The sequence below is a fragment of the Nocardia sp. JMUB6875 genome, from assembly GCF_041154655.1.
In the GTDB taxonomy this organism is placed as follows: domain Bacteria; phylum Actinomycetota; class Actinomycetes; order Mycobacteriales; family Mycobacteriaceae; genus Nocardia.
The window spans coordinates 1-24,132 of the sequence record NZ_BAAFGR010000083.1; the positions used below are offsets into that span (position 1 = coordinate 1).

13 protein-coding genes and 1 pseudogene are annotated in these 24,132 nt (G+C 65.3%); 5 read left to right on the top strand and 9 right to left on the bottom strand.

What is annotated here, in order from left to right; translation table 11 throughout:
* Positions 1-111 (top strand): annotated as a pseudogene (locus ACAM49_RS21710) (IS630 family transposase); the annotation flags it as partial.
* A 63-nt stretch (positions 112-174) separates the two neighbouring features.
* On the opposite strand, the gene ACAM49_RS21715 reads toward ACAM49_RS21710, so the two are convergent.
* The 4 genes from ACAM49_RS21715 to ACAM49_RS21730 form a co-directional block, all read right to left on the bottom strand.
* Positions 175-648 (bottom strand): hypothetical protein, encoded by a 474-nt coding sequence (locus tag ACAM49_RS21715; protein ID WP_369637374.1) that lies wholly within the window; start codon positions 646-648, stop codon positions 175-177.
* Between the two features lie 893 nt (positions 649-1,541).
* A complete protein-coding gene (locus tag ACAM49_RS21720; protein ID WP_369637375.1) occupies positions 1,542-3,011 on the bottom strand; it encodes a catalase in 1,470 nt (489 codons plus the stop codon).
* Between the two features lie 27 nt (positions 3,012-3,038).
* Entirely contained in the window at positions 3,039-3,659 is a 621-nt protein-coding gene (locus tag ACAM49_RS21725; RefSeq protein WP_369637376.1) for a disulfide bond formation protein B, read from the bottom strand.
* 25 nt (positions 3,660-3,684) lie between these two features.
* Positions 3,685-3,843 (bottom strand): hypothetical protein, encoded by a 159-nt coding sequence (locus ACAM49_RS21730; RefSeq protein WP_369637377.1) that lies wholly within the window; start codon positions 3,841-3,843, stop codon positions 3,685-3,687.
* Between the two features lie 122 nt (positions 3,844-3,965).
* Between ACAM49_RS21730 and ACAM49_RS21735 the strand changes: the two genes are divergently transcribed.
* Positions 3,966-4,607: a GntR family transcriptional regulator gene (locus ACAM49_RS21735; protein WP_369637378.1), complete on the top strand. Its 642-nt coding sequence runs from the start codon at positions 3,966-3,968 to the stop codon at positions 4,605-4,607.
* 46 nt (positions 4,608-4,653) lie between these two features.
* Here the strand turns inward: ACAM49_RS21735 and ACAM49_RS21740 are convergent, their stop codons facing one another.
* The 4 genes from ACAM49_RS21740 to ACAM49_RS21755 form a co-directional block, all read right to left on the bottom strand.
* Positions 4,654-5,619, bottom strand: a complete 966-nt coding sequence (locus tag ACAM49_RS21740) for a GlxA family transcriptional regulator (RefSeq protein ID WP_369637379.1) — start codon at positions 5,617-5,619, stop codon at positions 4,654-4,656.
* A 131-nt stretch (positions 5,620-5,750) separates the two neighbouring features.
* Positions 5,751-8,303: an FAD-dependent monooxygenase gene (locus ACAM49_RS21745; RefSeq protein ID WP_369637380.1), complete on the bottom strand. Its 2,553-nt coding sequence runs from the start codon at positions 8,301-8,303 to the stop codon at positions 5,751-5,753.
* 7 nt (positions 8,304-8,310) lie between these two features.
* Complete coding sequence (locus ACAM49_RS21750; RefSeq protein ID WP_369637381.1) at positions 8,311-17,139, bottom strand: amino acid adenylation domain-containing protein; 8,829 nt, start codon at positions 17,137-17,139, stop codon at positions 8,311-8,313.
* A 318-nt stretch (positions 17,140-17,457) separates the two neighbouring features.
* Positions 17,458-19,047, bottom strand: a complete 1,590-nt coding sequence (locus ACAM49_RS21755; RefSeq protein ID WP_369637382.1) for a PKD domain-containing protein — start codon at positions 19,045-19,047, stop codon at positions 17,458-17,460.
* A 510-nt stretch (positions 19,048-19,557) separates the two neighbouring features.
* On the opposite strand from ACAM49_RS21755, the gene ACAM49_RS21760 reads away from it, so the two are divergent.
* Positions 19,558-20,205 carry a cysteine hydrolase gene (locus ACAM49_RS21760; protein ID WP_369637383.1) on the top strand — a complete coding sequence of 216 codons (648 nt, stop codon included), beginning with the start codon at positions 19,558-19,560 and terminating at the stop codon, positions 20,203-20,205.
* 324 nt (positions 20,206-20,529) lie between these two features.
* Positions 20,530-21,810, top strand: a complete 1,281-nt coding sequence (locus tag ACAM49_RS21765) for a lipase family protein (protein WP_369637384.1) — start codon at positions 20,530-20,532, stop codon at positions 21,808-21,810.
* 66 nt (positions 21,811-21,876) lie between these two features.
* Here ACAM49_RS21765 and ACAM49_RS21770 read toward each other — a convergent pair whose 3' ends face one another.
* Entirely contained in the window at positions 21,877-23,085 is a 1,209-nt protein-coding gene (locus ACAM49_RS21770) for an exo-alpha-sialidase (RefSeq protein ID WP_369637385.1), read from the bottom strand.
* 146 nt (positions 23,086-23,231) lie between these two features.
* Here ACAM49_RS21770 and ACAM49_RS21775 point away from each other — a divergent pair, with 146 nt between their 5' ends.
* Positions 23,232-24,092, top strand: coding sequence for a hypothetical protein (locus tag ACAM49_RS21775; RefSeq protein WP_369637386.1), 861 nt, complete (start codon positions 23,232-23,234; stop codon positions 24,090-24,092).
* Positions 24,093-24,132 lie beyond the last annotated feature (40 nt).

The window sequence follows — 24,132 nt, forward strand, 5'->3', positions numbered from 1 at the left end:
ATCAACGCCTGGAACGCCGACCCGAAACCCTTCGTCTGGACCAAGACCGCCGACGAGATCCTCGAAACTCTCGCCGCCTACTGCCAACGAATCAACGACTCACGACACTAGAGCGCGGGCGAACCCCCGAGCACGCGTCGTGAGCCCGGTCGAGGCGCGCAGCTGCCGAGAACGTTACTTCGATCCTGATCGGGTTACGTCACCACCTGCCATCAACGACACGGGACCACCGAAGTTGGAGCCATTCCATTTCGCCGCAATGACCTTCCCCGCCGAGTCACACTTCGATGGGTACAGCGATTCCGGTTTACGCGTGCCGACTGTCCATTGCAGAGCTCCTTGCAGCACACCGGAGACGCTTCCCTTACCAAGAAAAGACGTGTGAATGGCATCCAGATCGCGGCTTGAACTTTCGACGGTTACATCATTGCCAACAAACCGGATGCTCAGCGGCATCGGTGTGTCGCCGTACCCGTAGACAACGTACGTTCCCGTGTAGGCCGCGTCCAGCCAATCCGGTAATTGCCCTCCACAGGAGGTTGCTGCGCCAGCCTGCGGTGCAAAAGCGGTAATAGCGCCCGTAAGTACCATAGCAACGGCTAACCTCGTCGAACCAACCCGCCGCAGCCACGAATCGGCGCTGGACATCAACCGATCTCCTCCGATAGTTGACGGTCATCCGGTCAGTGCAGAATCGTAGTCGGCCAAGTCCTGAAATCGCAGGCAGCGCGCCGACAGCTCGTGACCGCCCCTCTACCACCGGGCGAATTGCCAAGTTCCTCGGACGCTGCTCGGGTGGTTCGTCAACATCCTCGACGACCAGGCACCTGGCGAGCCGCTGGCGGCAGGGTGGGTAGGAGCTCCGAGACGCAGTTCTGTTTGTCACCACAGGATTTCGATGGATTCCGATTCGACACCACACTTCGTGCTGGTCGAAGGCGGGCGACTATTTAGCAGTCGGGCGGAATCGAGGTTCCGGAAGGGCCTGGGAGGCAGGCACGGCCCCGTGAATTCCGCACTCCATGACCAGGCGAAAGGGATTTGACCGTGAAACCATCTCACGCACCCATCCACGAACGCATCGGACGAGTCGTCGTCCTGGCTGCCGCGGCAGCGGCAGCCTCGCTCCTCTGTCTGATGCCCACTGCGGGTGCCACACCGTCGGGCGTCGTGGTGGATCCGCCGGGGCCTCCCATCGAAATCCTGCCCCTACCCCAGCAGCTTCTGGTCGACCCTCCGGGACCTCCCATCGACCTCGCACCCCATGGGTTCCAAAGCGATCCCGCAGGACCTCCCATCGAGCTACTGCCACCCGACAAGGTTGGTCCGCTGCCGCCTGCCCCGAAGCCGAAGGTCCCGAAGCTACCTTCGACGGGAAGCTTCGGGTCCGGCACCGGGTCGGCAGGAACGGCCTCCGGGTCCGCGGGCTCGCCGAAGTAGCCCATGACCTCGCCAACCTGTTCGGAATGTGCGGTGGCAGCCCGGCGGCAACCGGGCTGCCACCGACACACCTTTCGTCGGCCGTCGCAAAAGGAATTCAACTACGCAGCGGGTTCCGCCGAGGCAGTACGGACGCCTTCCTCGATGCGCTTACCGGTTTCGAGGTCGATGGCCTTCCAGTAGTCGAACACGCGGCTCAGGACCGGCTCTCGGACTCCATCGAGAACGTGCCCGATGACGTTGTGCACCAGGCGATCCCGCTGCTCGTCGGTGAGGACCTCGCGAACCAGGGTGCCCGCCTGGGCGAAGTCGTCGTCTTCGGCGTGCTGGATGTAGCCGGCCCGGACCATGGTCGGGTCGAAGTCCCACGCGCCGCCGTCGGGGGCCGCCGCCGGGTCGGCGTGCGGACCGTCGAAGGAGTTGGGCGCGTACACCGGGACGTTCGCGTCGTTGTAGTGGTAGCGCATCGCGCCCTCCTTGGAGTAGGAGTTCACCTCGGCGGCATTTGCCCGGTTCGGCGGCAGCTGGGCGTAGTTGGTGCCGATGCGGTAGCGGTGGGCGTCGGCGTAGGCGAAGACGCGGCCGAGCAGCATCTTGTCGGGTGAGAAGCCGATGCCGGGAACGATATTCGAGGGCGCGAAGGCGGCTTGCTCGATATCGACGAAGTAGTTGCCGGGGTTGCGGTTCAGCGTCCACGTGCCGACCTCGATCAACGGGTAATCCTGCTGGGACCAGACCTTGGTCAGGTCGAACGGGTTGAAGCGGTAGTCCGCTGCCTCAGCGACCGGCATGACCTGCACATGCAGGGTCCAGCTCGGGTAGTCGCCGCGTTCGATGGCGTCCCACAGATCCTTGCGATGCAGATCGGGGGCGGTACCGGCCAGCCGGTCCGCCTCGGCCTGGGTCAGATGGTCGACGCCCTGATCGGTCTTGAAGTGGTACTTCACCCAGAAGCGTTCGCCGACAGCGTTGATCCACTGGTAGGTGTGTGAGCCGTAGCCGTTCATGTGGCGGTAGGACTTCGGGATGCCGCGATCGCCCATGAGCACGGTCACCTGATGGGCGGTCTCGGGACGCAGTGTCCAGAAGTCCCATTGCATATTGTGATCGCGAAGTCCGTTGCCGGGCAGGCGTTTCTGGGACCGGATGAAATCGGGGAACTTGATCGGATCCTTGATGAAGAAGACCGGGGTGTTATTGCCGACGATGTCGTAGTTGCCGTCCTCGGTGTAGAACTTCACCGCGAAACCCCGGACGTCGCGCCACGTGTCGGGGCTGCCCTGCTCTCCGGCGACCTGGGAGATCCGGGCCAGCGACTCGGTCCGCGCACCCGGCTGGAACAGCTTCGCCTTGGTGTAGCGACTCACGTCGCCCGTGACCACCAATTCCCCGAAAGCGCCCGCACCCTTGGCATGGACAACCCGCTCCGGCACCCGCTCCCGGTTGAACTGGGCGAGCTTCTCGACCAGGTAGTGGTCGTGCAGCAGGATCGGGCCCTGGGTCCCGGCGGTGAGCGACTCGTTGTCACTCGGTACCGGTGTACCGGAATTCGTGGTTGTCGGGCGTGCCATTCGAATCTCCTTGATGGGATGGGTAAGTCAGCCGAAGATGCTGAAAAGCTGGTAGCCGTCGGGATCACTGGGCAACAGCCAGTGGAATCCCTCCTCGGCGAAGCAACTGATGAGGTTGGTCGCGATGAAGGCCGCGAAGATCCACAGCACGATCGACGACCCCGTGCCGAAGCGGACCTGCCCCGGCGCGAGCTCGGTACTCGCCATGCCGGCCGCACCCGCCACGAGCGCGGCGAGATAGAACGTGACCAGCGCCCACGTGTACAGATGCAGACCGAGGAACGCCGAGTCGTAGCCGGGGTCGCCGAGTGGGATGTGCAGCAATACCTGTCGTCCGGAGACGATCGCGGACAGCAGCGCGGTGACGACCGTCAGGCCGAACCCCGTCGCGTAGTCACCGCGGGTGATCTGGCCGTCGCGGGCCTTGGCGATGATCCAGGCCGGTCCCATGGCGACGAGCATCATCCCCATGCGCTGGATCATGCACAGCGGGCACGGGTACTCCCACTTCGCGAACTGGAAGATGTACCCGCCGGACATCACCGCGCACATGCCGACGACGTAGAGATGCGGCAGCAGGAACCCGATGCGACGCCACAGCGAGACGTTCTCCGTCCTGGGGACGACAACGATGCTGGTGATGGACATGGATGTGCGGCTTTCTGTTTCGAGGTCAGACCGAGATCGGCAGGGTGCTGTCGGAATGCATGAAGAGCGTCACCAGCATCAACGCCGTCGCGAACCCGGTCATGAGGATCAGAACGTTCCTGGACCGCCTGGTCACCGCGAGATACAGCGTCGCGAGGATCAGCAGCAGGCAGAGGGTTTCCATACAGGTTTGTCTTTCGCGTCGATCCCGTTCGAAGCGAACGGGCACTTCATCGAACCTAGATAGATGCAAGCATAGATGCAAGTTGGTGGGCATCTGGCAGTGAATTGAGCGACAATGGGGTCGTGACAGCGGTGGAACCAGCGGTGGAGCGGGCATACGCCCATGTCAGAGGCCGGTTGCTCGACGGCACCTATCCCGGCGGCACCCTGCTGTCGGAAGGCGCCGTGGCACAGGATCTGGCGATCTCGCGGACCCCCGTACGAGAGGCATTCCTCCAGCTACAGGCCGAGGGCTTCCTCCGGCTGTACCCCAAGCGCGGCGCACTGGTCGTCCCCATCACCCTCACCGAGGGCCGCGAAACCATGGAGGCCAGCCTGCTGCTCGAGCAGTTCGCCCTCGACTGCGTCGCCGCCCGCGGCACCGAGGCGGTGCGCCAACTCGGGAAGGTGCTGGCCGCGGACACCGGGACTCTGGAGGTCGAGGCCGGGCGCGACTTTCACACCCACCTGGTCACGGCGGCGGGCAATGGCGTGATCTCCGAGATGTACGACCGCCTCCGGCTCCGGCAGCTCCGCCTGGTCGCAGCCTCCATGACGACTCCGCGGCATGCCGCCGAGAACGACGACGAGCATGCCGCCATCGTCGATGCCCTCTCCCTCGGCGACGCGCCCCGCGCCCGCCGACTGCTGCAGCAGCACACCGCGGCGATCCTGCGGCGCCTCGGACTGGCGACCTACGACGATGGTTCCCCGGGCCGACCGTAGCGGACTGGCCGGCAGTCGCACCGGGCCCGGTCGGCCGAACTGGTTATCACTCAGTGGCTGGAGGTTTGACGCGGCGTCGATATTCGGTTGGGATCGCACCGAGGACTCGCAGAAAGGTGCGGCGCATCGTTTCCGGCGTGCCGAAACCGCAGAGGCGGGCGATCTCCTCGATACCGCGGTCGGTGTCTTCCAGCATGTGGCGCGCGGACTCGAGCCTGATGTCGTTGACGTAGCGGGCGGGCGTCACACCGACCTCGGCCTTGAAGGCACGGCCGAAGTGGCGGGCAGACATTTGCACGCGCTGCGCCAACGCCTCGACGGACAGGTCCTCCCACAGATGGTCGGCGATCCAGTGTTGGATGTCGCGCAGATGGGGCCGCTCGGCGACCTGCGCGGCGAGCTGGGCGCTGAATTGGGTCTGGTTGCCGGGTCTGCGCAGGAACACGACGAGTTGCCGCGCCACCGCCAGCGCGGTGTCTCGTCCGAGATCGTCCTCGACCAGCGCCAGCGCGAGATCGATGCCGGCGGTGACACCCGCCGAGGTCGCGATATTGCCGTCGCGGATGAAGATCGGCTCGGGGTCCACCCGCACCGAGGGGTAGCGTTCGGCCAGATCGGCACACCATCGCCAATGGGTGGTGGCTCGACGATCGTCGAGCAGGCCCGCCTCGGCGAGCACGTAGGCCCCGGTGCACACCGAGACCACCCGTTCGGCCCGATCGGCGTTGTGGCGCAGCCACTCGACCAATTCACCGGCCCGCTCCGCGGTGTGCCGGCCCGGGCCGCCGGGCACGATCAGCGTGTCCATCTGGGTGACATCGGCCAACGCCGCATCAGGAGCGATCCTCAGCCCGCTGTGCGTACGAACGATTCGGCCGTCCGCGCTCGCCGTGCGCAGACAATAGGAACCGGGCGCAATGAGGTTGGCCGCCGTGAACGTGTCGAGGGGCCCGGTGACATCGAGGCTCAGCACGCCGTCATACAGCACGGCCAAGATTTCACGCTTCCGCATTCGCCCCACTTTGCCCGGGAGTAAACCTCAATAGCAACTTCCTAGTTACTTCTTTTCGTGTCCGCCATTGCGCGGACCGGGCCGCCGAGCACCGGCTCGGCGGCCCGATCACAGTCACGGTGCCGTCCGAATCAGCCCGCCTGCACCATTTCCGGCATGTTCCGGGCGCTTCGGCCCGGCTCGACCGCTTCGGTCAGGATGCGAATAGTTTCGTCGGCCAGGAATTCGGCTCGTCGCATCGGGATCATCTCCGGCACATAGGACAGGTTGATCGACAGCTCGTCATCGTCCACGGTCGTGGTGGCGATGATCAGTCCGCTGACCGAGATTCCCGACACGACCTGAGTACCGTCGAGCCGCCAGTCCCCCAGTTGCGTGGGCACGGCCGGATCGGTGACGTGTATCAGGCACAGATGGCCCGGGCCGTTGTTCTGCATGGCCCGCACCGCGGCGCTGCTGGTGGCGACCGAGGCCGGGGCGAGGACGGACATGATGTTCACCGACGCCAAGTGGTCACCGTGAGCGATTCGCCGTGCGAGGTCGCGGTCGATTTCGGCGGCCAGCTCCCATTGTGATCCGTGCCGGGTGTAGGTCCCGGCCGCCTCGGTCATCGACTGGTAGGCGCCGAGGCTCCACTCCGCGGGTGCGCCGTCGAGCAGGTCGCGATAACCGATACCGAGTCCGATCGCGTGCACGCTGCCATCGGCCAGTTCGGTTTCGCGCCCGGCGGCGGTGAGCAGTGCCGCCGCGAGTACACCGCGGAGACTGAGGCCGCGTCGGCGACATTCCCTGGTGACGGCCCGGGTGGATACCTGGCTCAGCGTTCGATGAGTCACCTTGGTGCTGCGCTGGTCCGGTGCCGCGGCGGCCGTGGGTTCGACCCGGGCCGGGCGGCTCCGCAGGCGCGTGTATTGATCCCGCACGATCGACCCGGCCGCGTGTTTGACGCCGCCGACGCCTCGGTGCGAATTCGGCTGCAGCGCTTCCGGTCCCGCGATGGGTGGCAGCTCGGCAATCGAATCGAGATCGATGGCGCCGGTACGGTGATGCTCGTTCGCGAGCGTGACGGCCTGACCGAGCAGTGACAGCATCGCCGGCGGATCAGCGAGCACGTAGGGCGACGTCATGATCAATTCGTGCCGATCCTGACCGTTGTCGATCAGTACTGCCCGGGCCAGCGGTCCACGATCGTCGATGCGCTCGATCAGTTCGCGGGAGTTGACCTCGGACAACCAGGCTTCGGCCTCGTCGGAATCGACTCGCCGCACCGTGATCGGCCGGTCGGCGATCGGAACCCACCGGGGGTTCCGACCGTCCTGGTCGGCCTCGATGGCCACCCGCAGCATCGGGTGACGTCGTTGCAGCGCCGACAACGCGGCGATGAGGTCGTCCTGGTGTAGCGGGCCGTTGATGCGCACCCGCGTCACGACATTCAGTGGCGAGATCTGATCGGCGATCCAATGCCAGCGTTCGGTCTCGGTCAGCGGCCTGGGCAGGGGCGCGGTGCGGGTGGACAACCCTGGGAAGATCATGGGCCGCTCGAGCGTGTCGATCAACGTCGTGCGTGGTGCGAATCGCATGTAGTTGTCGCGCACGGCGATCAGCAATCGGTTTTCGGTCTGCTCGATCCGCCCGAGCAGACGAGAATCGTCGACCATGCCTGTTGTCCGGGCGTACCTGCGCCTCTCGTAGGTTCGCAGTGCCGCATCGACATTGGGCACCGTGGTCAGCGCGTGCGCGAGGATGGCAGCGTCTTCGATCGCGGAATTCGCGCCCTGCCCGAGACTCGGCAGCATCGGGTGCGCGGCATCACCGAGTAGTGTCACTCGTCCTGTTCCCCAGCTGGACACGGGCTTACGGTCTTGCCCCGGCGCGCAGACGATGTCGGACAGCGCTGTGGAGGCGATCAGCTCCCGAGTTTCCGGAGCCCAGTCCGTGAAACATTCGAGCAGATCATCGGTCGTGCCCTGCCACTGGGCGGCCGCCGCTGCCGAGGCGTTCTTCGTACCCCACCAGTAGACCCGCCCGTGACCGATGTCGTGGATGCCGAACCGCATCCCCTTCCCCCAGTACAAGTGGCCGTAGCCGTCGTGAGAGACATTGGGATGCTTGGCGCGATCGTAGGTCGTGCACGCCAGCCAGCAGACGAATCCGGCGGGTCGGACCGCCTCCGGTGGATGCAGTTGCGCGCGGATGACGGAGTTGATCCCGTCGGCGCCGATGAGGATGTCACCGCGCGCCTCGGTGCCGTCGTCGAACCGCACCGTGACACCGTCACCGTCGTCGACGAATCCGGTCGCGGCGGTGCCGAATCGGATCGGAATGTCGCCCGCACCCGCGTGCAGCGCGTGCATGAGATCGCCACGGTGGATGAAATAGCTGTTCGCGCCGAGACGTTGGTGGAGACGATCCAGCGGGAGACGGCGAATCGTACGGCCGTCCGGGTGCTTCCAGAACCAGCCGCGCAGGCGTCCGGCCCGGCGTTCGATATCCGTGTCGATTCCCGATCCGAGTGCACGCAGCGCGTGTATCCCGTTGCTCTGAATCGACAGGCCGGCACCGTCGGATCGCAATTCGGGTGCATGCTCATAGATTTGGACGTTTGCGCCGATCGCCTGTAGCGCGGCCGCGGCGGCGAGCCCGCCCACACCGGCACCGATGACAATTGCGTCGAGTGATTTCACTTTCCGGTCAGCCCTTCTGCGGAGCATTGTTGGCGACGATCTTCGCCAGGATTTGTGACAGCGCTTCGACGCGTGGTTCATCCATCATCGTCAGGTGGTTGCCGGGCACCTCGATCACGTCCACCTCGCCGGTGGTCATCGCGTCCCATCCGTTGGTGGCATCGCGATGGAGGCTGCCGACGGCGTCATGCGTCGGTGTGAGGATCTCGGGTAGCGGTTCCGCGGCGTGGAGAAGCGTCAGATCGTGCCGTGTGATCTGCGGCTCGTACTCGACCGCGGCCCTCCAGGTCGCTTCGAAGACGGCGAACAGTCGACGGATCAGTCCGAGCGGGGAGCCCTCGGGCAAGACGCCTTCGGCCACGGCACGGTCCAGAATGTATTGCAGCACTTCGTCTTCGGTGCGCAAATCGGCGGGGATTTCCGCGATCGCCGCTGTTTCCGCCCGGTCTCCGTGCAGCAGCTCCCACATGAACAGGCGGTGAGTCGCCATCGCCATCGCATCGCTGGACGATTCCGCGCGGCCCATCATCGAGTCGAGCAGCACGAAGGTCGGGATCTCCTGCCCTTGGGCCTCGAGTTGACGCAGCATCTCGAAGGCGATGAACCCACCCAGTGACCAGCCGCCGATGTGATAGGGCCCCTCTGGTTGCACCCGCCGAATCGCTCGCACGTAGTGCGCCGCCATGTCCGGAATCGATTGCAGCGGAGTCGTTCCCGCGTCGATGCCCGCGGCCTGCAGCGCGTAGAGCGGCTGATCGAGCGGGAGGTACCTGCTCAGTGGGACATAGCACGACACGGTGCCGCCGAGCGGGTGGACGAGGAACAGCGGGGGTTTGTCGCCGGTCGGTTTGATGGGCACCAGCGGGTCGGGCTCGAAAGCCGTGGCCCGACCCCGATCCCGTAGCAGGCGCGCGAGTGTCGCAACGGTCGGTGCCGCGACAAACGCCGACATGGGTACCTCGAGGTGGTACCGATTCTCCATCGCGAGAATGAGCCGGGTTGCGCTGATCGAGGTTCCGCCGAGGTCGAAGAAGCTGTCGTCGATTCCGATGGCGTTGGTTCCGATGATCTCTGCGACCAGGTCCAGCAGTTCGCGTTCGAGCTCGTCGCGAGGCGGGGCCGCCGGGCGCGCCGATGCGCGCCGTTGGAGCGGCAGCCGCCGCAGCGCCGCATCCGCGCGTTTGCCCGAGGCGGTGCGTGGAATGGAATCCAGCCACTCGAAGTGGGCCGGAACCGCATGGGCGGGAAGGGCTGCCGTCACCCGGCGCCGGATATCGGCGATGTCCACCGCGGCACGGTCACCCACAAGATATGCGGCGAGAACGGTATCGGCGCTGGATACGGGCACGTCACCGAAGCCGCTACGGGCGACGACGGCCACCTCCCGTACCGCCGGGTCGGCCGCGAGGACGGCGAGCTCGACCTCGGCGGCTTCGACGCGGAATCCGCGAATCTTGACCTGGGTATCGAGCCGGCCCTCGTACACGACGTATCCGTCGGGGTGCCGGCGGCCGAGGTCGCCGGTACGGTACAGCCGGGTCCCGGGCATGCCGTGCGGGGCGGCGACATACCGTTGTTGGGTGAGGTCCGGGCGACCCAGGTAACCGTCGGCCAGGCATGTCCCGCCCAGGTAGATCTCACCCAGAGCGCCTGCGGGAACCGGGTTTCGGCGGGAATCCAGGATGTGGAGCTCGGCCCCCGCGATCGGGGTACCGATCGGCGGATGGACGGGGAAGCTGCCGGGATCACCGCTGAGGGTGTGGTAGGTGGCCACGTGAGTTTCCGTGGGCCCGTACTGGTTTTCCAGCAGCGGTTCGGCAAGTCCGGCCAGGAATGCCCTGATCTGCGGGGTGATCCTCAGCTGCTCGCCCGAGGACACCACGCGCGACAGCGCGCGGGGGTAGCGGCCGGTTTCGGCCGCGACCAGCGCCAGCTGCTGTAATGCCACGTAGGGCAGGAACACTCGCTCGATACGCGATGAATCGAGAAGCCGGAGCAGCGATCTGGCGTCGGTGCGCAGGTCGTCGTCGGCCAGGTGGAGGGTTCCGCCGCCGCAGAGGGTCGAGAAGATCTCCTGGAACGCGACATCGAACGTCAGCGGCGCCAGCTGCAGCGTGTGCGGACACCGCTCGCCGATTCGTCCGGAGGCAGCCGACAGCTGCCAGGCGACGAGGTTGGCCAGCGCGCGATGCGGCATCTCGACGCCCTTGGGCCGACCGGTCGAGCCGGAGGTGAACAGAACGTATGCGGTCTGCTCCAGGGTCCGTGGGAAGTCCGGGGTGGGCCGCCGATCGGGCGTAGCGGGCAGGTCGGATATGCGGACGGCGAGTTCGGCCGGGATTGTGGGCGCGGCCTCGTCGCCGACCAGTACCAACAGCGGAGCAGCATCGTCGATGATGCTCCGCAGCCGCGCGGCGGGCTGGGTGGCAGCATCCAGCGGAAGCACCGCGGCCCCGGCCAGCGCGATACCGACCACCGCCGCGATGCGGCCGGGCGTCTGAGGTGCGGCCACGCCGACGCACATACCCGGACGAATACCACGATCCAGCAGTTCCGCGGCAATGCGCTCGGCTCGCTGCCATAGCTGCTGATAGCTCATCCGGTGTTCACCGTGGACCACGGCCGGTGCGTCCGGCTGCTGCGCGACGTGCGCCGCGAAGGCGTCGACCACGTGCGGTGTCGCTCCGGCCCGCGGGCCGGTGAGCGGGGTGGACGGGGTGACGGCGGTGAAGTCGACGGGCTGGTCCGGACGAGTGGCCAGGGTGTTCAGAATGGTGAGGTACGCGCGACCGAAGGCCTGCGCGAGCGCCGCGTCGACCTGGAGTCCGTCGGCGTCGATGCGGATGTTCAGCGCGTTGGTCAGCGGATTCTCGATCGCGTTGAGCAGCAGGCTGAAGTTGGTCTGCTCCTCGACCTGGAAGTCCAGCACCTCGACCTGTCTCTGCGCCGAGATGCCCGCTGCGACATGGACGTTCACGAAATTGAACGCGGTGACGACAACCTCCGAGTCACCGTGGTCATGGTGGATGGCACTCAGCGGATACGCACGGTAGGGGTCCAGTTCCAGTTCCCGGGCGCGGACGGTGGCGATCACCTCACGCCAGGTGTGTTCCGGACCGGGGAGGTCGACCGGGACCGGAATTGTGTTCAGGAACAGCCCCGCGACCTGATCGACCCCGAATCGAGCTTGGCGGTTGTGGGTTACCACGCCGGTGGTCACCCGCGGTGAGCCGGAGAACAACTGCAGCGTCGAGCAGTAGGCGGCGAACAGAATTGTCTTGACGGGTACGCGTTCCCGGGTGGCGAGGATGCGGACGGCGTCGGCAACCGCGGGCGGAATGGCGACCGTGTGCGCGACGCGGTCGACGCCGCCGGTTCTGTTGTCCGACAACCCGGTCGCACCGATCGTGGTCGGCTCGGTGTCGCGCAGGGTCTCCTGCCAGAACCGGCGCATCTCCGGTGCGGCCAGCGCCTGCTGTTCGGCGCGGATGAACTCCGCGTAGGTGGGCAGGTCACCGTACCCGGTGTCGACGGGCTCGGCGATGTGCCCGCTCTCGTACAGGTAGTTCTGCAGCAGCTGCGACATCAGCATGGCGACGCTCCAGCCGTCGAGGATCGCGTGATGGAACGCGAACACCACCTCGACGGAATTCGGGAGCCGGAAGGCGTGAACATCGAAAAGCGGCGCCTCATCGAGTCGATAGCTGTGGCTGCGCCACTGCTGGATGTGGTCGGCGACGCGGGCGGAGCCGGCGTCGGCGGGCATCTCGGTCAGGTCGGTGACCGCGAACGGAAGTGGCACCTCGCGATGCACGACCTGCAGCGGCTGGCTGAATTCGTTGATGTGGAACGAGGTTCGCAAGGCCGGGTGCCGGGCCACCAGCTCGGCGGCGGCGCGTAGCCAGGCTTGTTCATTCCATGGCATGCGGAGCGTGTAGCGGAAGACGTCGTGGTAGAGCGTCGAGGACTCGGATTCGATGCTGTGGTACAGCATTCCCCACTGCAACTGCGCCAGCGGGTACGCGTCCTCCGCGAAACCCAATCGGGCACGGTCGATTTCGGCGACCAATGCGAATGGTGCGACCGACTCCTCCGAGCCGGAGCCCGCTCGCGCGACCTGCGCGAGCTGCCTGGCTGTCGGGTGGGCGAGGATGTCCCGGGGCGTGATGCGCAGGCCACGCCGACCGGCCAGCGCGCACACCTTGAGCACCAGCAGCGAATCACCACCGAGGGCGAAGAAGTCATCGTCGATGCCGACCGAGGCGGCCCCGAGCATCTCCGCGAACACCCGGACCAGCACCTGCTCGGCGTTCAAGATGGCAGGGCTCGAGGTGATTCGGGTGATCTCGGCCGTGCTGTCGGGCCGGGCACCCAGCGCGGCGAGCACGCCGGCGTAAATCCGGGTGTAGGACGCGGCCACATCGTCGGTGACATGGACGCCATCGCAGTCGAGGCGCAGGGTCAGAGACTTGTCGCCCGGGTTGGTGACGACGTTGACCATCACTTGCAGATTGGTCTCTTCGGCGACCCGGACATCGACGACCTCGACCTGCGGATTGCCCAGCAGCGGCTCGGCGATATGGAAGTTGACGAAATTGAACGCGGTGGCAATCGGCGACACGCCGCCCCGGCCGCGCTGGATCGCACTGAGCGGGTAGGCACGGTGCGGATCCAGGCGCAGCTCTTGGGCACGAACGGCTCGGACGAGCTCGCGCAGGCTGCGATCCGGTCCCGACAGGTCCATCCGTACCGGCAGGGTATTCAAGAACAAGCCCGCGGTCTGCTCGGATCCCAGTCGCGCCGGCCGATTGTGGGTGACCACGCCCGTGGTGATATCCGTTGTCCCGGAAAGCAGCCGCAGAGTCAGGCAGTGTGCCGCGAACAGCACCGTGCGCAGGGGAACCCGCTCGGCCTCGGCGAGCTCACGAACCTGCCCGGTGACCGTCGGGGGTACGGGGAACACGTGTAATGCGCGTTCGACCTCCTCCCCCGCCGCGGCGGCCGCCTCGCCGATCGAGGTCGCCGCACCGTCGCGCAGTTCCTCGGTCCAGAATCGGCGCTGTTGTTCGGAGGCCAGCGCCTGCCGCTCCGCACGGACGAAATCCGCGTACTTCGGCGGGATTTCCACGGCGCTGTCTCCTTCGATCGGGTGACCGATCTCCGCGAGGTAGTCGCTGAGCAGCTGCGACATCATCATCGCAACACTCCATCCGTCGAGGATGGCGTGATGGAAGCTGAAGACGAATTCCACCGTGTCGGGTAGCCGGAAGACCCGCGCGGCGTACAGGGGCGCCGCATCCATACGGTATGCGTGCCTGCGTCGCTGCTCGATGTACTCGTCGATGTGCGCGGCGGCCGCGGCGTCGGGTACCGAACCCAGATCGGTGGTGGTGAATGCCAGCGGTACCGAGTGGTGCACGATCTGCAGCGGTTCACTGAAATCGGTGACGCTGAACGAGGTTCGCAGCGCGGGATGCCGCTGGACAAGCCGGGCGGCTGCGCGGAGCCAGGCCTGTTCGTTCCAGGGCATGCGCAGGGTGTACCGGAAGACATCGTGGTAGAGCGTCGAGGACTCGGATTCGATGCTGTGGTACAGCATTCCCCACTGCAGTTGCGCCAGCGGGTACGCGTCCTCCGCGAAACCCAATCGGGCGCTGTCGGCCTCGGTGAGCAGAGCGAAGGGTGCGACCGACTCTTCGACGACGCGGTCGCCGTCCTGGGCGACCTGGGCCAGTTGGGCGATCGTGGGGTGGGTGAGGACATCGCGCGGCGAGAAATCCAGGCCGCGGTCGCGCGCCAATGCGCACACCCGCAGCACCAGCAATGAATCGCCACCGAGTACGAAGAAGTCATCGTCGATGCCCACCCGCGGCACGGCCAGCACGTGTCCGAACACCTCGGCGAGCACCTGTTCGGCAGCCGTGAGCACGCGGTCACCGGGCGGTTCGACGGATGCCCGGTCGGCGATCGCGGGCAGGGCCGATCGATCGGTTTTTCCGCTGGGACTCAAGGGAATTCGCTCGATCCGCAGAAAGCGGGCGGGCACCATGAATTGCGGCAGCCGGGCGGCCACATGAGCTCTGAGGTCGCGCGGGTCGAGGTCGGTGTCGGCGACGTAGTAGGCCACCAGGATTTGCCCGCGCACCGGATCGTCGACGACCGTCGTCGCCGCGCCTCGCACGGCGCCGAAGGACTCCAGCGCGTCCTCGACCTCGCCGAGTTCGACCCGGTTCCCCCGGATCTTCACCTGAGAATCGATGCGCCCGAGGTATTCCAAGGAGCCATCGGCGAGGCGGCGCACGAGATCTCCGGTGTGGTAGATCCGCTCGTTCTCACGGAAGGGGCTCTTACGGAACTTCTCCGCGGTCAGCTCGGGCCGATCCAGGTAGCCGCGTGCCAGACCGACGCCGCTGATCACCAGCTCACCCGGAATTCCCACGGGCAGCTCCAGATCCCCGGAGCCGAGGACATGCAGCTCGATATTGTCGATGGGCCGCCCGATCGGGACCCGCACGGTGGGTACGGCCGGATCGGATGGAGTCTCGTAGCAGGAGACGTCGACGGTGGCCTCGGTCGGGCCGTACAGGTTCACCAGGCGGACGTCACGTCGGCCGGCGCCGCCGAACACGCGGTTGAATCGGTCGACGAGCCCGCGCCTCAGGGCCTCACCGCTACTGAAAACCGTACGCAACGTCGCAGTTTGCGCGATCCTGGCCGGTTCACGCTCGAGCAGATCCAGGAAGGCGTCGAGCATCGACGGCACGAAATGCATGACCGTGACGCCATGGGACGCGATGGCGTCGAGCAGCTCGGCGGGATCCTTCTCGGCCCCGGGCTCGAGCAAGGCGAGCCGGGCTCCGGTCATCGCCCACCAGAACAACTCCCACACCGACACATCGAAGGAGATCGGCGTCTTCTGGAGCACGACGTCGCGATGGTCCAGCGGGTAGGCGCGCTGCATCCAAGCGAGCCGGTTGATCACCGAATGGTGCTCGACCATAACCCCTTTGGGGTTTCCGGTCGATCCCGACGTGTAGATGACGTACGCGAGATCGTCCCCGCGTGCCGCCGAGGGCAGGTGCTCGGGCTCCGGCAGCGCACCGTCGACGAGGACCCAGGCAAGCTCGGGGCGCTCGGCGACGAGCGGAAGGTCACCGCACGCCAGAACCGCGGTCGCGGCACAGTCGGACAGCAGGTATTCCACCCGCTTCCGCGGATAGCTCGGATCGATGGGCACATATGCCGCACCGCATTTCAATGTGGCGAAGATGGCGACCATCAACTCGGGTCGGCGTTGCATCATCACGGCGATCCGATCGCCGTGGCCCACCCCGTGCGAGCGGAGCTCGGCCGCGAGCGCGTCGGATTTCGCGTCGAGTTCGGCATAGGTGAGGGTTTGCGCCCCGCACACGGCCACCGCATCCGGTGTACGGGCCGCCTGCCGGGTGAATGCCCGGTCGAGCGTCAAGGTCCGGTCGTAGGGATGGGATGTCGAGTTCCACCGCGCAATCGACGACTTCTCCGTCGGCAGCATCAGATCGACTCGCCGAAGTTCGAGACCGGGCTGGTCCACGATCGTCCGCATCAGGTGCAGCAGCCGGCGGGCAACCATCTCGATCGGTTGATCGGCATCGAACACGTCGGTGCAGTAGTCCAGATCCACGACGATCTCGTCCTGGTCGAACTCCTTGACGAAGATCTGCAGTGCGTTCGATGAATACCCCATCGGATAGCTGCGAAATTCGCCCAGCTGTTCGGACAGCGACGACAGTTGGGGCAAGCGCACTTTCGATACCGCGACATCGAACGGCTGCACAGCGGCCGACGAGGACTGCGCCAGACCGTTGCACAGCTCACCGAGGCTGATGCGCTCGTGCTTCTTCGTCGCGTCGATCTCGTCCTGGATTCGGCGCGTCAGATCGGCGAGCGTCGAGTCCTCGTCCAGCCTTATGCGCAGGGGTAGCACATTGGCGAAGGTGCCGATCGTCGACCACTCGGAGTCCGAGTGCCGGTTCCCGAAGGGGATCCCGACCACGATGTCGTCGGTTCGATGCATGCGGCCGAGGAGGATTGCCACACTCGCCAGGAAGTGCGCGTACAGCGACGTCGGACGTGAGCGGACACCGGTGACGAGCTCGCGCCCGACCTCGAAGGTGTGCCGCTCGATTCTGAACGCGCTGGGCGCCAGGCTCGCTCTGTCGAACACCGCCGGCCGGCAGCCGGCCAGGCGGTTCGCGAAGAATTCGAGGTCCTCGGACCAGGGATCCGATCCAGCGTACTCGGCTGCGGCCGAAGCGAACTCGCCGTAGGACGACCCGGGGAAGTCAGCGGGCTGTCCGGTCGCCGTCCGGCTGTGGTAGTCGACCAGCAGCTGTGTCATGGCCACGCCCAGCGATATCCCGTCGAAGACCAGGTGGTGGCCGCCGCCGAAGAGGTAGTGGGACTCATCATGCTCGCGGAGCAGGCAGATTCGGATTACACCCGACTCCCGGGTGTAATCGATCGGCTGGCCGGCCGCGCCGGCCATCCAGGTCAGGCAGGCGGACCGGGGATCCGATTCGCCTGACATGTCCAGGAATTCGATCTCCGGGACACCCGCTCCCGCCCACTGGTACGGGATACCGCGATCGGACCCGAATCGCAGTCGAAACGCCTCATGCCGAGCAAACAGATCGCGAAGGCAATCATTCAGTTTCGGCAGATCTACCGCACCGCGTATCTGAACCGAATTGGCGACGTTGTACGAGGCCACTCCCGGAAACATGGCAGTCTCCGTCCAGATGTCGCGCTGATAGCTCGTAAGTGGAATACCGTTCTCCGCCAAGGGTTTACACACCTTTCCTGCTGATCGAGATCGAGAAGGACTGCTGAGAAGCAAAGAATCGCCGAGTTCGGCCGAGGATCGTCATCCTCGAGAATCGTTCCCCCACTGAAGGATCCGCGAACAAGGCTATCAAAGGCGCGGAGCTCGCCAGCTATTCGACGATGTGCGTCCAAACACACACCCAGCCAACCTATTTAGATGGCCGCAAGCGGGTGGATCGTTAATTGCGTGCCGCGTCCGGTAACAGCCGCATCGAAACAAACGCCGCTGGGCCGGACACATTGTCCGGCCCAGCGGCGTCGTCGGGGTTACCGTGCGGCGAATACCTGATCAGTCGATGTCAATCGGCCGATCAGCCTCGAACATGGTGCGGTTGCCTTGGGCGTCGGTCACGACCAGACGCGCCAGGTTGGGGCCCGAGTTCGAATAGGTGTGCTGCGCAATGGGTTCGGTGGTTGTCAGGCTTGAACCGTCACCGAAGTACCAGTTGTACTGGCGGATGTCACCGGTAGGCAGTTGCGAGGCGTCGAATCCGACCGTGAGACCACGGTTTCCCGAAGTGTCGGACATGGTGAACCCGGGGCCCGAGGGCTGCGCCCCCAACCCGAACCAGGCTCGCAGTTGCGGGTTGAGCAGGAAATTGTCCGCATACTGCCGGGCACCTGCGACATTCGGGTGACCCATCGCCGCCGACAAGCACTGTGGCGGCAGCGGACTCAGCATCGGGCAGGCCGCGGCGCGCAGTGAGATCTCGTTGTCGCCCACCGGGTTGACCCACATCTTCGGATCCGGGCCCAGAATGCCGTTGTCCTGCGTGAACAGCCCATCGGCCGCCACGGCGTAGGGGCCATCCGGTGAATTCGCGTTGGCTTGCGACGCGGCCTGCCGGTAAGCCTCCGAGGACAGTCCGACGAACTGTGCCCACCGCTGCGCCTGATCGGGCATCCCCTGCGCGTCGATGGCGTAGTAGTAGTCGGCCACCAGGACCTTCGGATGGCCCGGCAGTGAATGCGCCTTCTCGATCGCCGCGCGCATCCCCCGCCCGCCGTAGCCGCGTTTGGCGCCGCTGAAGTAGGGCACGTCCTTCGCCGGGTTGACCGCCGCGGCGCCCTCACCCCCGATTTCGCGTCGCACCGCCGAGGCGAGATCCTGGCTGCCGGGTGTGATTCCGAGCGGAATGCCGAAGAAGGGGTCCAGGTCGTTGATGCCGCCGTTCATGATCACGAGATCGACCGGGTATCCGTCCGCGGCGGCATTGGCCTTCGCTTTCGCCAACTGGCAGAACACATCCGGCATCTGATCGGTGACCTCACCGAACTCCATCGTCCCGTCGCCGTTGGTGTCCTGCGGGTACCGCTGGCTCAGACAGGTCGCGTCGTCCTCGGGCAGCTCCTGACCGTCGATCACGGCGCCGGAGATCGAGTAGTCGTGCAGTTGGAAGCCGCGCCCGGTCTGCGCGCCGAGTTGCGCGGCGGTCAGGTGCGAGAATTTCTGGTCGTGCTCGAGGCCCTGGCCCCAGACGACCGAGTCACCGATCGAAACCACATGCAGTGGACGGCAATCCCGGTTCACCCGCTGTTCCCAGGGCTTGCCGAAATTGCCGACGATCCCGCCCGGCAACCGCACTCGAGCATCAACCTGTACTGCGCCGTTGGCCGGCTCGTCCGCCGGCAGCTCGAACTGTACCGACGCGACGGTGTCCCGCATTGCGACGACACCGGTCTGAAACACGTTCTCCCCGGACCGAATTCGCCACTCGACTTCGGAGTGCAGTGCCGCGCCGAGCGGGAGGAAGACGGCGGCGGTGCCATGCACCGGACCGGAGCAGGCACTGTCCGGCGCGATGCTGACATCCACGATCTGCGGATAGTCGGTGATGATGTCCGCGCTGGTGGGCGGAGCATTCAATCCTGCTATCACGGCCACCCCCAGTGTGAGCGGAATTACCCGCCGCAGTAGACGTGACCACGTCGACTTCAAATCGCTTCTCCTTCAACTAGATACAGGGATGAGTCAGCTGAACGAACTTCACGGATGAGCATCGCGATTACTTCCGACTGGGAGCATGACACATGCCGGACGCAAACGAACGCGCCCGCGATCGGCAGCGGTTGCCGGATTTGCCGCCGGAGCAGCCGTCGAGAGGTCGGCAGCGGGATCCCGAGGTCACGGACGTCACATCGCTTTTCATGCATGCATCAATTGACCGCAATGCCGAGCCATCCGGATTCGATTGTCGGCGCGTCACCTTTCAACCAATCGAACCCGGACGGATAACCCACCTTTTCCGCCATTCGGGGGGTGTCGGATTTGCCTTGTGAACTTCACCGACGTACTGCTTGAAATCCGCGGTCGAGCACGCTCGTGCACCGTGTCGTCATCGGTGGGCACAATCCTGCTGTGCCCTCTGGATCACATTGAGGGATTACTTTGAATTATCTATCGTCACGTGCGGCTGTCCTGGCTCTGCACTGGCAGGTGAATGTTGTCCGCCCGCAGGGGTTCTTCGGGCCACTGCTGGCTGAACCGGTCGCGACCAGCGGAGTGATCGAGCGGGCGGTGCGCTTTCACCGCGACGCGGCGAAAGCCGGCCTGCCGATCGTGTTCACGCGGTTCACGATCCCCACGGACGAAGGACTGCTGGTACGCAACACCGGTTTCATGCAGTCGGTGGCCGACGCGCAAGCGAATTTCCACCCGGAATCGGCTGGCACCGCACTGATTCCGGAAATGGAAGCACAGGCAACGGTGGTGTTCGACAATCAGAAACTGTCGGGATTCGCCGGTAGCAACCTGGCGGACTGGCTCGCCGAGCGCGACATCGACACCCTGTTCATCACCGGCGTCGCCACCAACCTCACCGTCGAGCAGACCGCCCGGCAAGGCACCGACCTCGGATTCTTCATCCACCCCATCACCGACTGCGTCGCAACCACGACCGAGTGCGTGGGAGCGTCCTCCTTGGCCAATCTCGAGCTGACAACAGCTGGCTGCCTGACCGCCGCAGAGGCATCGGCACGCATTTTGGCTCAGCATGACGTACCCGGCCTGACGGGGTTCAGGGGCAGCGGCGAATAGTTCCTTCCGTCGGGGTATCCGCTCGATATTTCCCGCGTTGCCGATGAATAAGGAGGGATTCGACAGGCATTCCGCGAGCCATTGATCGTGCGAGTGGATGCGTTTGTTCGAGCTGACGGATGCGGTGTTAAGGTCGATCGGTTGCCTCCGGCACACCGAATACTGTGACGGGCCCCACCAATTGCGGTGACGGCGATCAAGAAAATTCGACTGTAATTCAAAACATATCTTCGACAAGGGAATTTGATGAAGTACTGGCAGCTTGCCGCCGCCACGTTGGTGATTGCCTGCGGCCCACAGTGTGTCGCGCATACACAGCCGCCGGTGCCCGCACCCAGGGCCGGGTCTGCGACTGCTCCCGGCTCGCCGGAGCTGCCGCAACCGATCAACCCCGTCCTGCCCGCGCCGAAGCTGCCACCGGCACCCAGCCCTTGCCCGGACGTGCCCGCCGACATTGCCGCGCTGCACGATGCCGTGATGCCCGATGATGTCGGCGATCCATTCTTCGACGCGTGGCCGGAGCAACTGGCCTCGTTGACACCCGGCGACATCCTCGAGACCCGGGATGTCACCGCCACCGCGGCGCCATTGCTGACCGTCCCGGTGCGAAAAGTGCTCCAATTGAAATTCCGCACAACCGATTCGGCCGACCGGCCGTCCTATGCGACCGCATCGCTGGCGCTGCCCGCCGCGCCATGGACCGGTCCGGGTAGCCGGCCGGTGCTGGTGAACAACCTCGCGATCGACAGCCTGGGACGCCGCGGGACACCGAGTTACACTCTCGCGCACGGAAGTTCGTTCGATACCAACTCCGCCGACTTCTTCCCGCCGATCACCCAACCGGCGCTGCTGCGCGGCTATGCGGTGTTGATCCCCGATCACGAGGGACCGAACATGGCCTATGCCGAACCCTATGTCGCGGGACACGCTGTGCTGGATTCGATTCGGGCCGCCCGCCGGTGCTCCGACGGCGAGCTCGCGGACAGCCGTTTCGCCATGGACGGTTATTCGGGCGGCGCCATCGCCACCCGCGCGGCCGCCGTCCTGATCGACACGTACGCACCGGAATTGGCCCACAATATCGTTGGCGCGGCGCTCGGCGGCGTGCCCGCCGACTATCGAATGCTGTCGCGGACAATGAACGGCAACCTGGCATCCGGGGTGTACATGTCCGCGGTGTTCGGCATCGGCCGTGAGCACTCCGAGATCCTGTCGAGCATGAACAATCTGGCGCAATGGGTAACCACCTCCCCGTTCAAGAACGCCGGCGTGAACATGCTCGGAGCGCCCGGCCTGCTGCAACTGCCGATCGATATCGGCGCCAATATCCCCGACCCCCTGAACAGCACGGTGTCCGAGCGGATCTACCGGCTCACGGACATCTCGGACCGCAAATCCGCGGTGCCGCTGTACATCTACAACGGCGCGCAGGAGTGGTGGGTACCCGCCGACGGCGCACGCGAGCTCTACCGACAGCAGTGCGCCCTGGGCGCCGACGCCACATACCACGATGTGCCCGGTGAACACGTGATCGCGCAATACACCGGCTGGCCCGACCGGCTGAAGTGGCTCGACGAGCGACTCAGCGGCACCTCGACACACTAGGAATCGGTTGCACACCGTAATTCGGGTGTTGCCGGGCAGCGGCGGCACCTGAGTATCGGGGAACCGTCAGCGGGGGTGGAGTGGGCCTGTGGCGACATAGGCGCGGCAAATCCCGTTGTCCAGATCGGTTGCGGCCTCGAGGACGGTCCTGCCGTCGGACGCGGGGAGCAGCGCGGAACTGTAGTTCACGCACGGCGCATCGACCACATCCGTCAATGCGATCGGTTTCGGGATCGGGTACCAGGTCCCGGAACCCAGATTGTCGTTGGCCAGCAGTGACTTTCCGCTGTCGGCGGTCGGAAGCCCATCCTCGCTGGAGATCATCTGGCCGGACAGCAGGATCGTGCCCTGCGGACCGGGGCCGGGGCTCCACACCGGGTAGGGCGTGTGCTGGGTATAGCCGCCGTCGGCCGTTCGCACCATGGTCCCCAGAAATCGCGGGTCGCCGTAGTTCCACCCGTCGGCCGACCGTCGGGAATACGCCAAGCATTGGTGCACCCGGTCGGAATTGCAGATCTCGTAGGTCATGAAGTACGAGCCGTCCGGCAATTGGATCGTATTGGCCATGCCCGGACGCAGAGTGGGGACATCGCTGACCACGGTGTCGGTTTCGTTCACCCAATGCACGCCGTCGGGAGACCGCACCTGAACCAGCTTCTGACTGTGACGAGCGGCGTCGGTCTCATCCGAATAGAACGCCACCAATTGGCCGTCGGCGGCCACCGACAGACTGGGCTCCCAGGCCGCGGGCAGTTCCGGCCCCCAGTTGAAAAGGCTGTACAGCGTGTTCCGGGTCTGGATGCTCGACACGTAGCGCCACGTGCCGCCCTGGTCGGTGCTGGCCCACAACCGCTGCTCGATGTGGCGCAACAGCCCCAGCACATCGGTGTAGAAGGTGTTGGCCCACAAAAGCGTTCCCGCCGGGAAGGCCCCCACGGCGAGCGGCAGCTCGTACAGAGAGGAACAGCACAGCCTGCCGTCGGCGGCGACCGCCGGATCGGCGATGGTGGCCCGCGAGTGGAACGTCTGGCCGCCGTCCCCGCTCGCCAGGATCACACCGGTCTGGTCGCCGGTGTTGACGCTGGCGAGGACGGTCCCGTTCGCCGCGCCATTGTGTTGCAGACGGATCAGCCTCGGGTAGTAGCCCGCATCGGAATACAGCAGGCGACGAGCGCTGCCATCCGTGCGAGCCGCCGGCTCCGCGAACGCCGACGGCCCCGGCAGCGCCAATCCCAACAGCGCGCACACCACCATCAGCGCAGCACCACGTCCCACCCGGAACTCCTGTCCAGTTCGGATTGCCCGGGAAACGCTACCCGAGCCGTGCCGTTCCTCCGGCGATGACACCCCGACCATCACCTGTCCCGCCGACACGCTCGGCGAGATGCGGTTCACAGGTTTGTCGTATTTGTTCAGTTTGAATGGCCATCATGCGCCCCCGCCGTCTCAGCGGATCAGCGGCAGCCATCGTGGTTGCCGGCCTCGGAATATGGACTGCGACGGCTCTTGCCGAGCCGGGTGGCCCGGCGAGTGCGCCGGCCCCGCAGCGACCGACCACCTCAGCCATCAAGTTCAAGGTCCCTGCGCCTCCCCACGCTCCCACCCCCAACGGGATCACGGGGTTGCAAACGAATTTCGTCGTACCACCGGAGCCGACAGCAAAGCAGGGCACTGTCTATATATGGCCCGGATTGCAGCCACTGTCGACCGGAGAGAATTACGACCGGATGGGCAATGGCGTACTACAACCGATATTGGCCTGGACCGACGGCGGTGGATGTTCCGGGAAGGGCCCCGACGGTGGGTCTTCGAATTATCACTCTTGGTGGATTCAGGGTGTGTACACCAACCTGGAAAAGGACCTCGACGGTAACGGGCGGCATTGCTTGACCGGGGAAGCGATGGAAGTGGCGGAAAATGATTCACTGCATGTGGACATGATCCTGAGCGGCAGCACGGTGTGGACCACGACCGTTATCAATCGAAGGTCGAATAGACAAGTCACGTTCGATATGGACCTCCGGGGACAACAGCAGAACATGGCGGTCTTCGCGATAGAGCCCTGGGGTGATCCGATTTTCGAACAGAACGTCACGTTCACCGACACCACTATTACCTACGAGAAGCCCGAAAAAGATAATGTCGTCCTCTGCACCTCCATGCAGAGCTACGGGTGGACTGGTGTTGACGATCCGAATCCGAAGCTCGGTGGCGTTTACGATGCCGAGACGAAATCATGTTTCTACGACACCTTCAAGGTACCGGCGATGACACGGGGATAGTTCCGCCTCGACCATCACCACAACGAGCCCCGGACCGGTC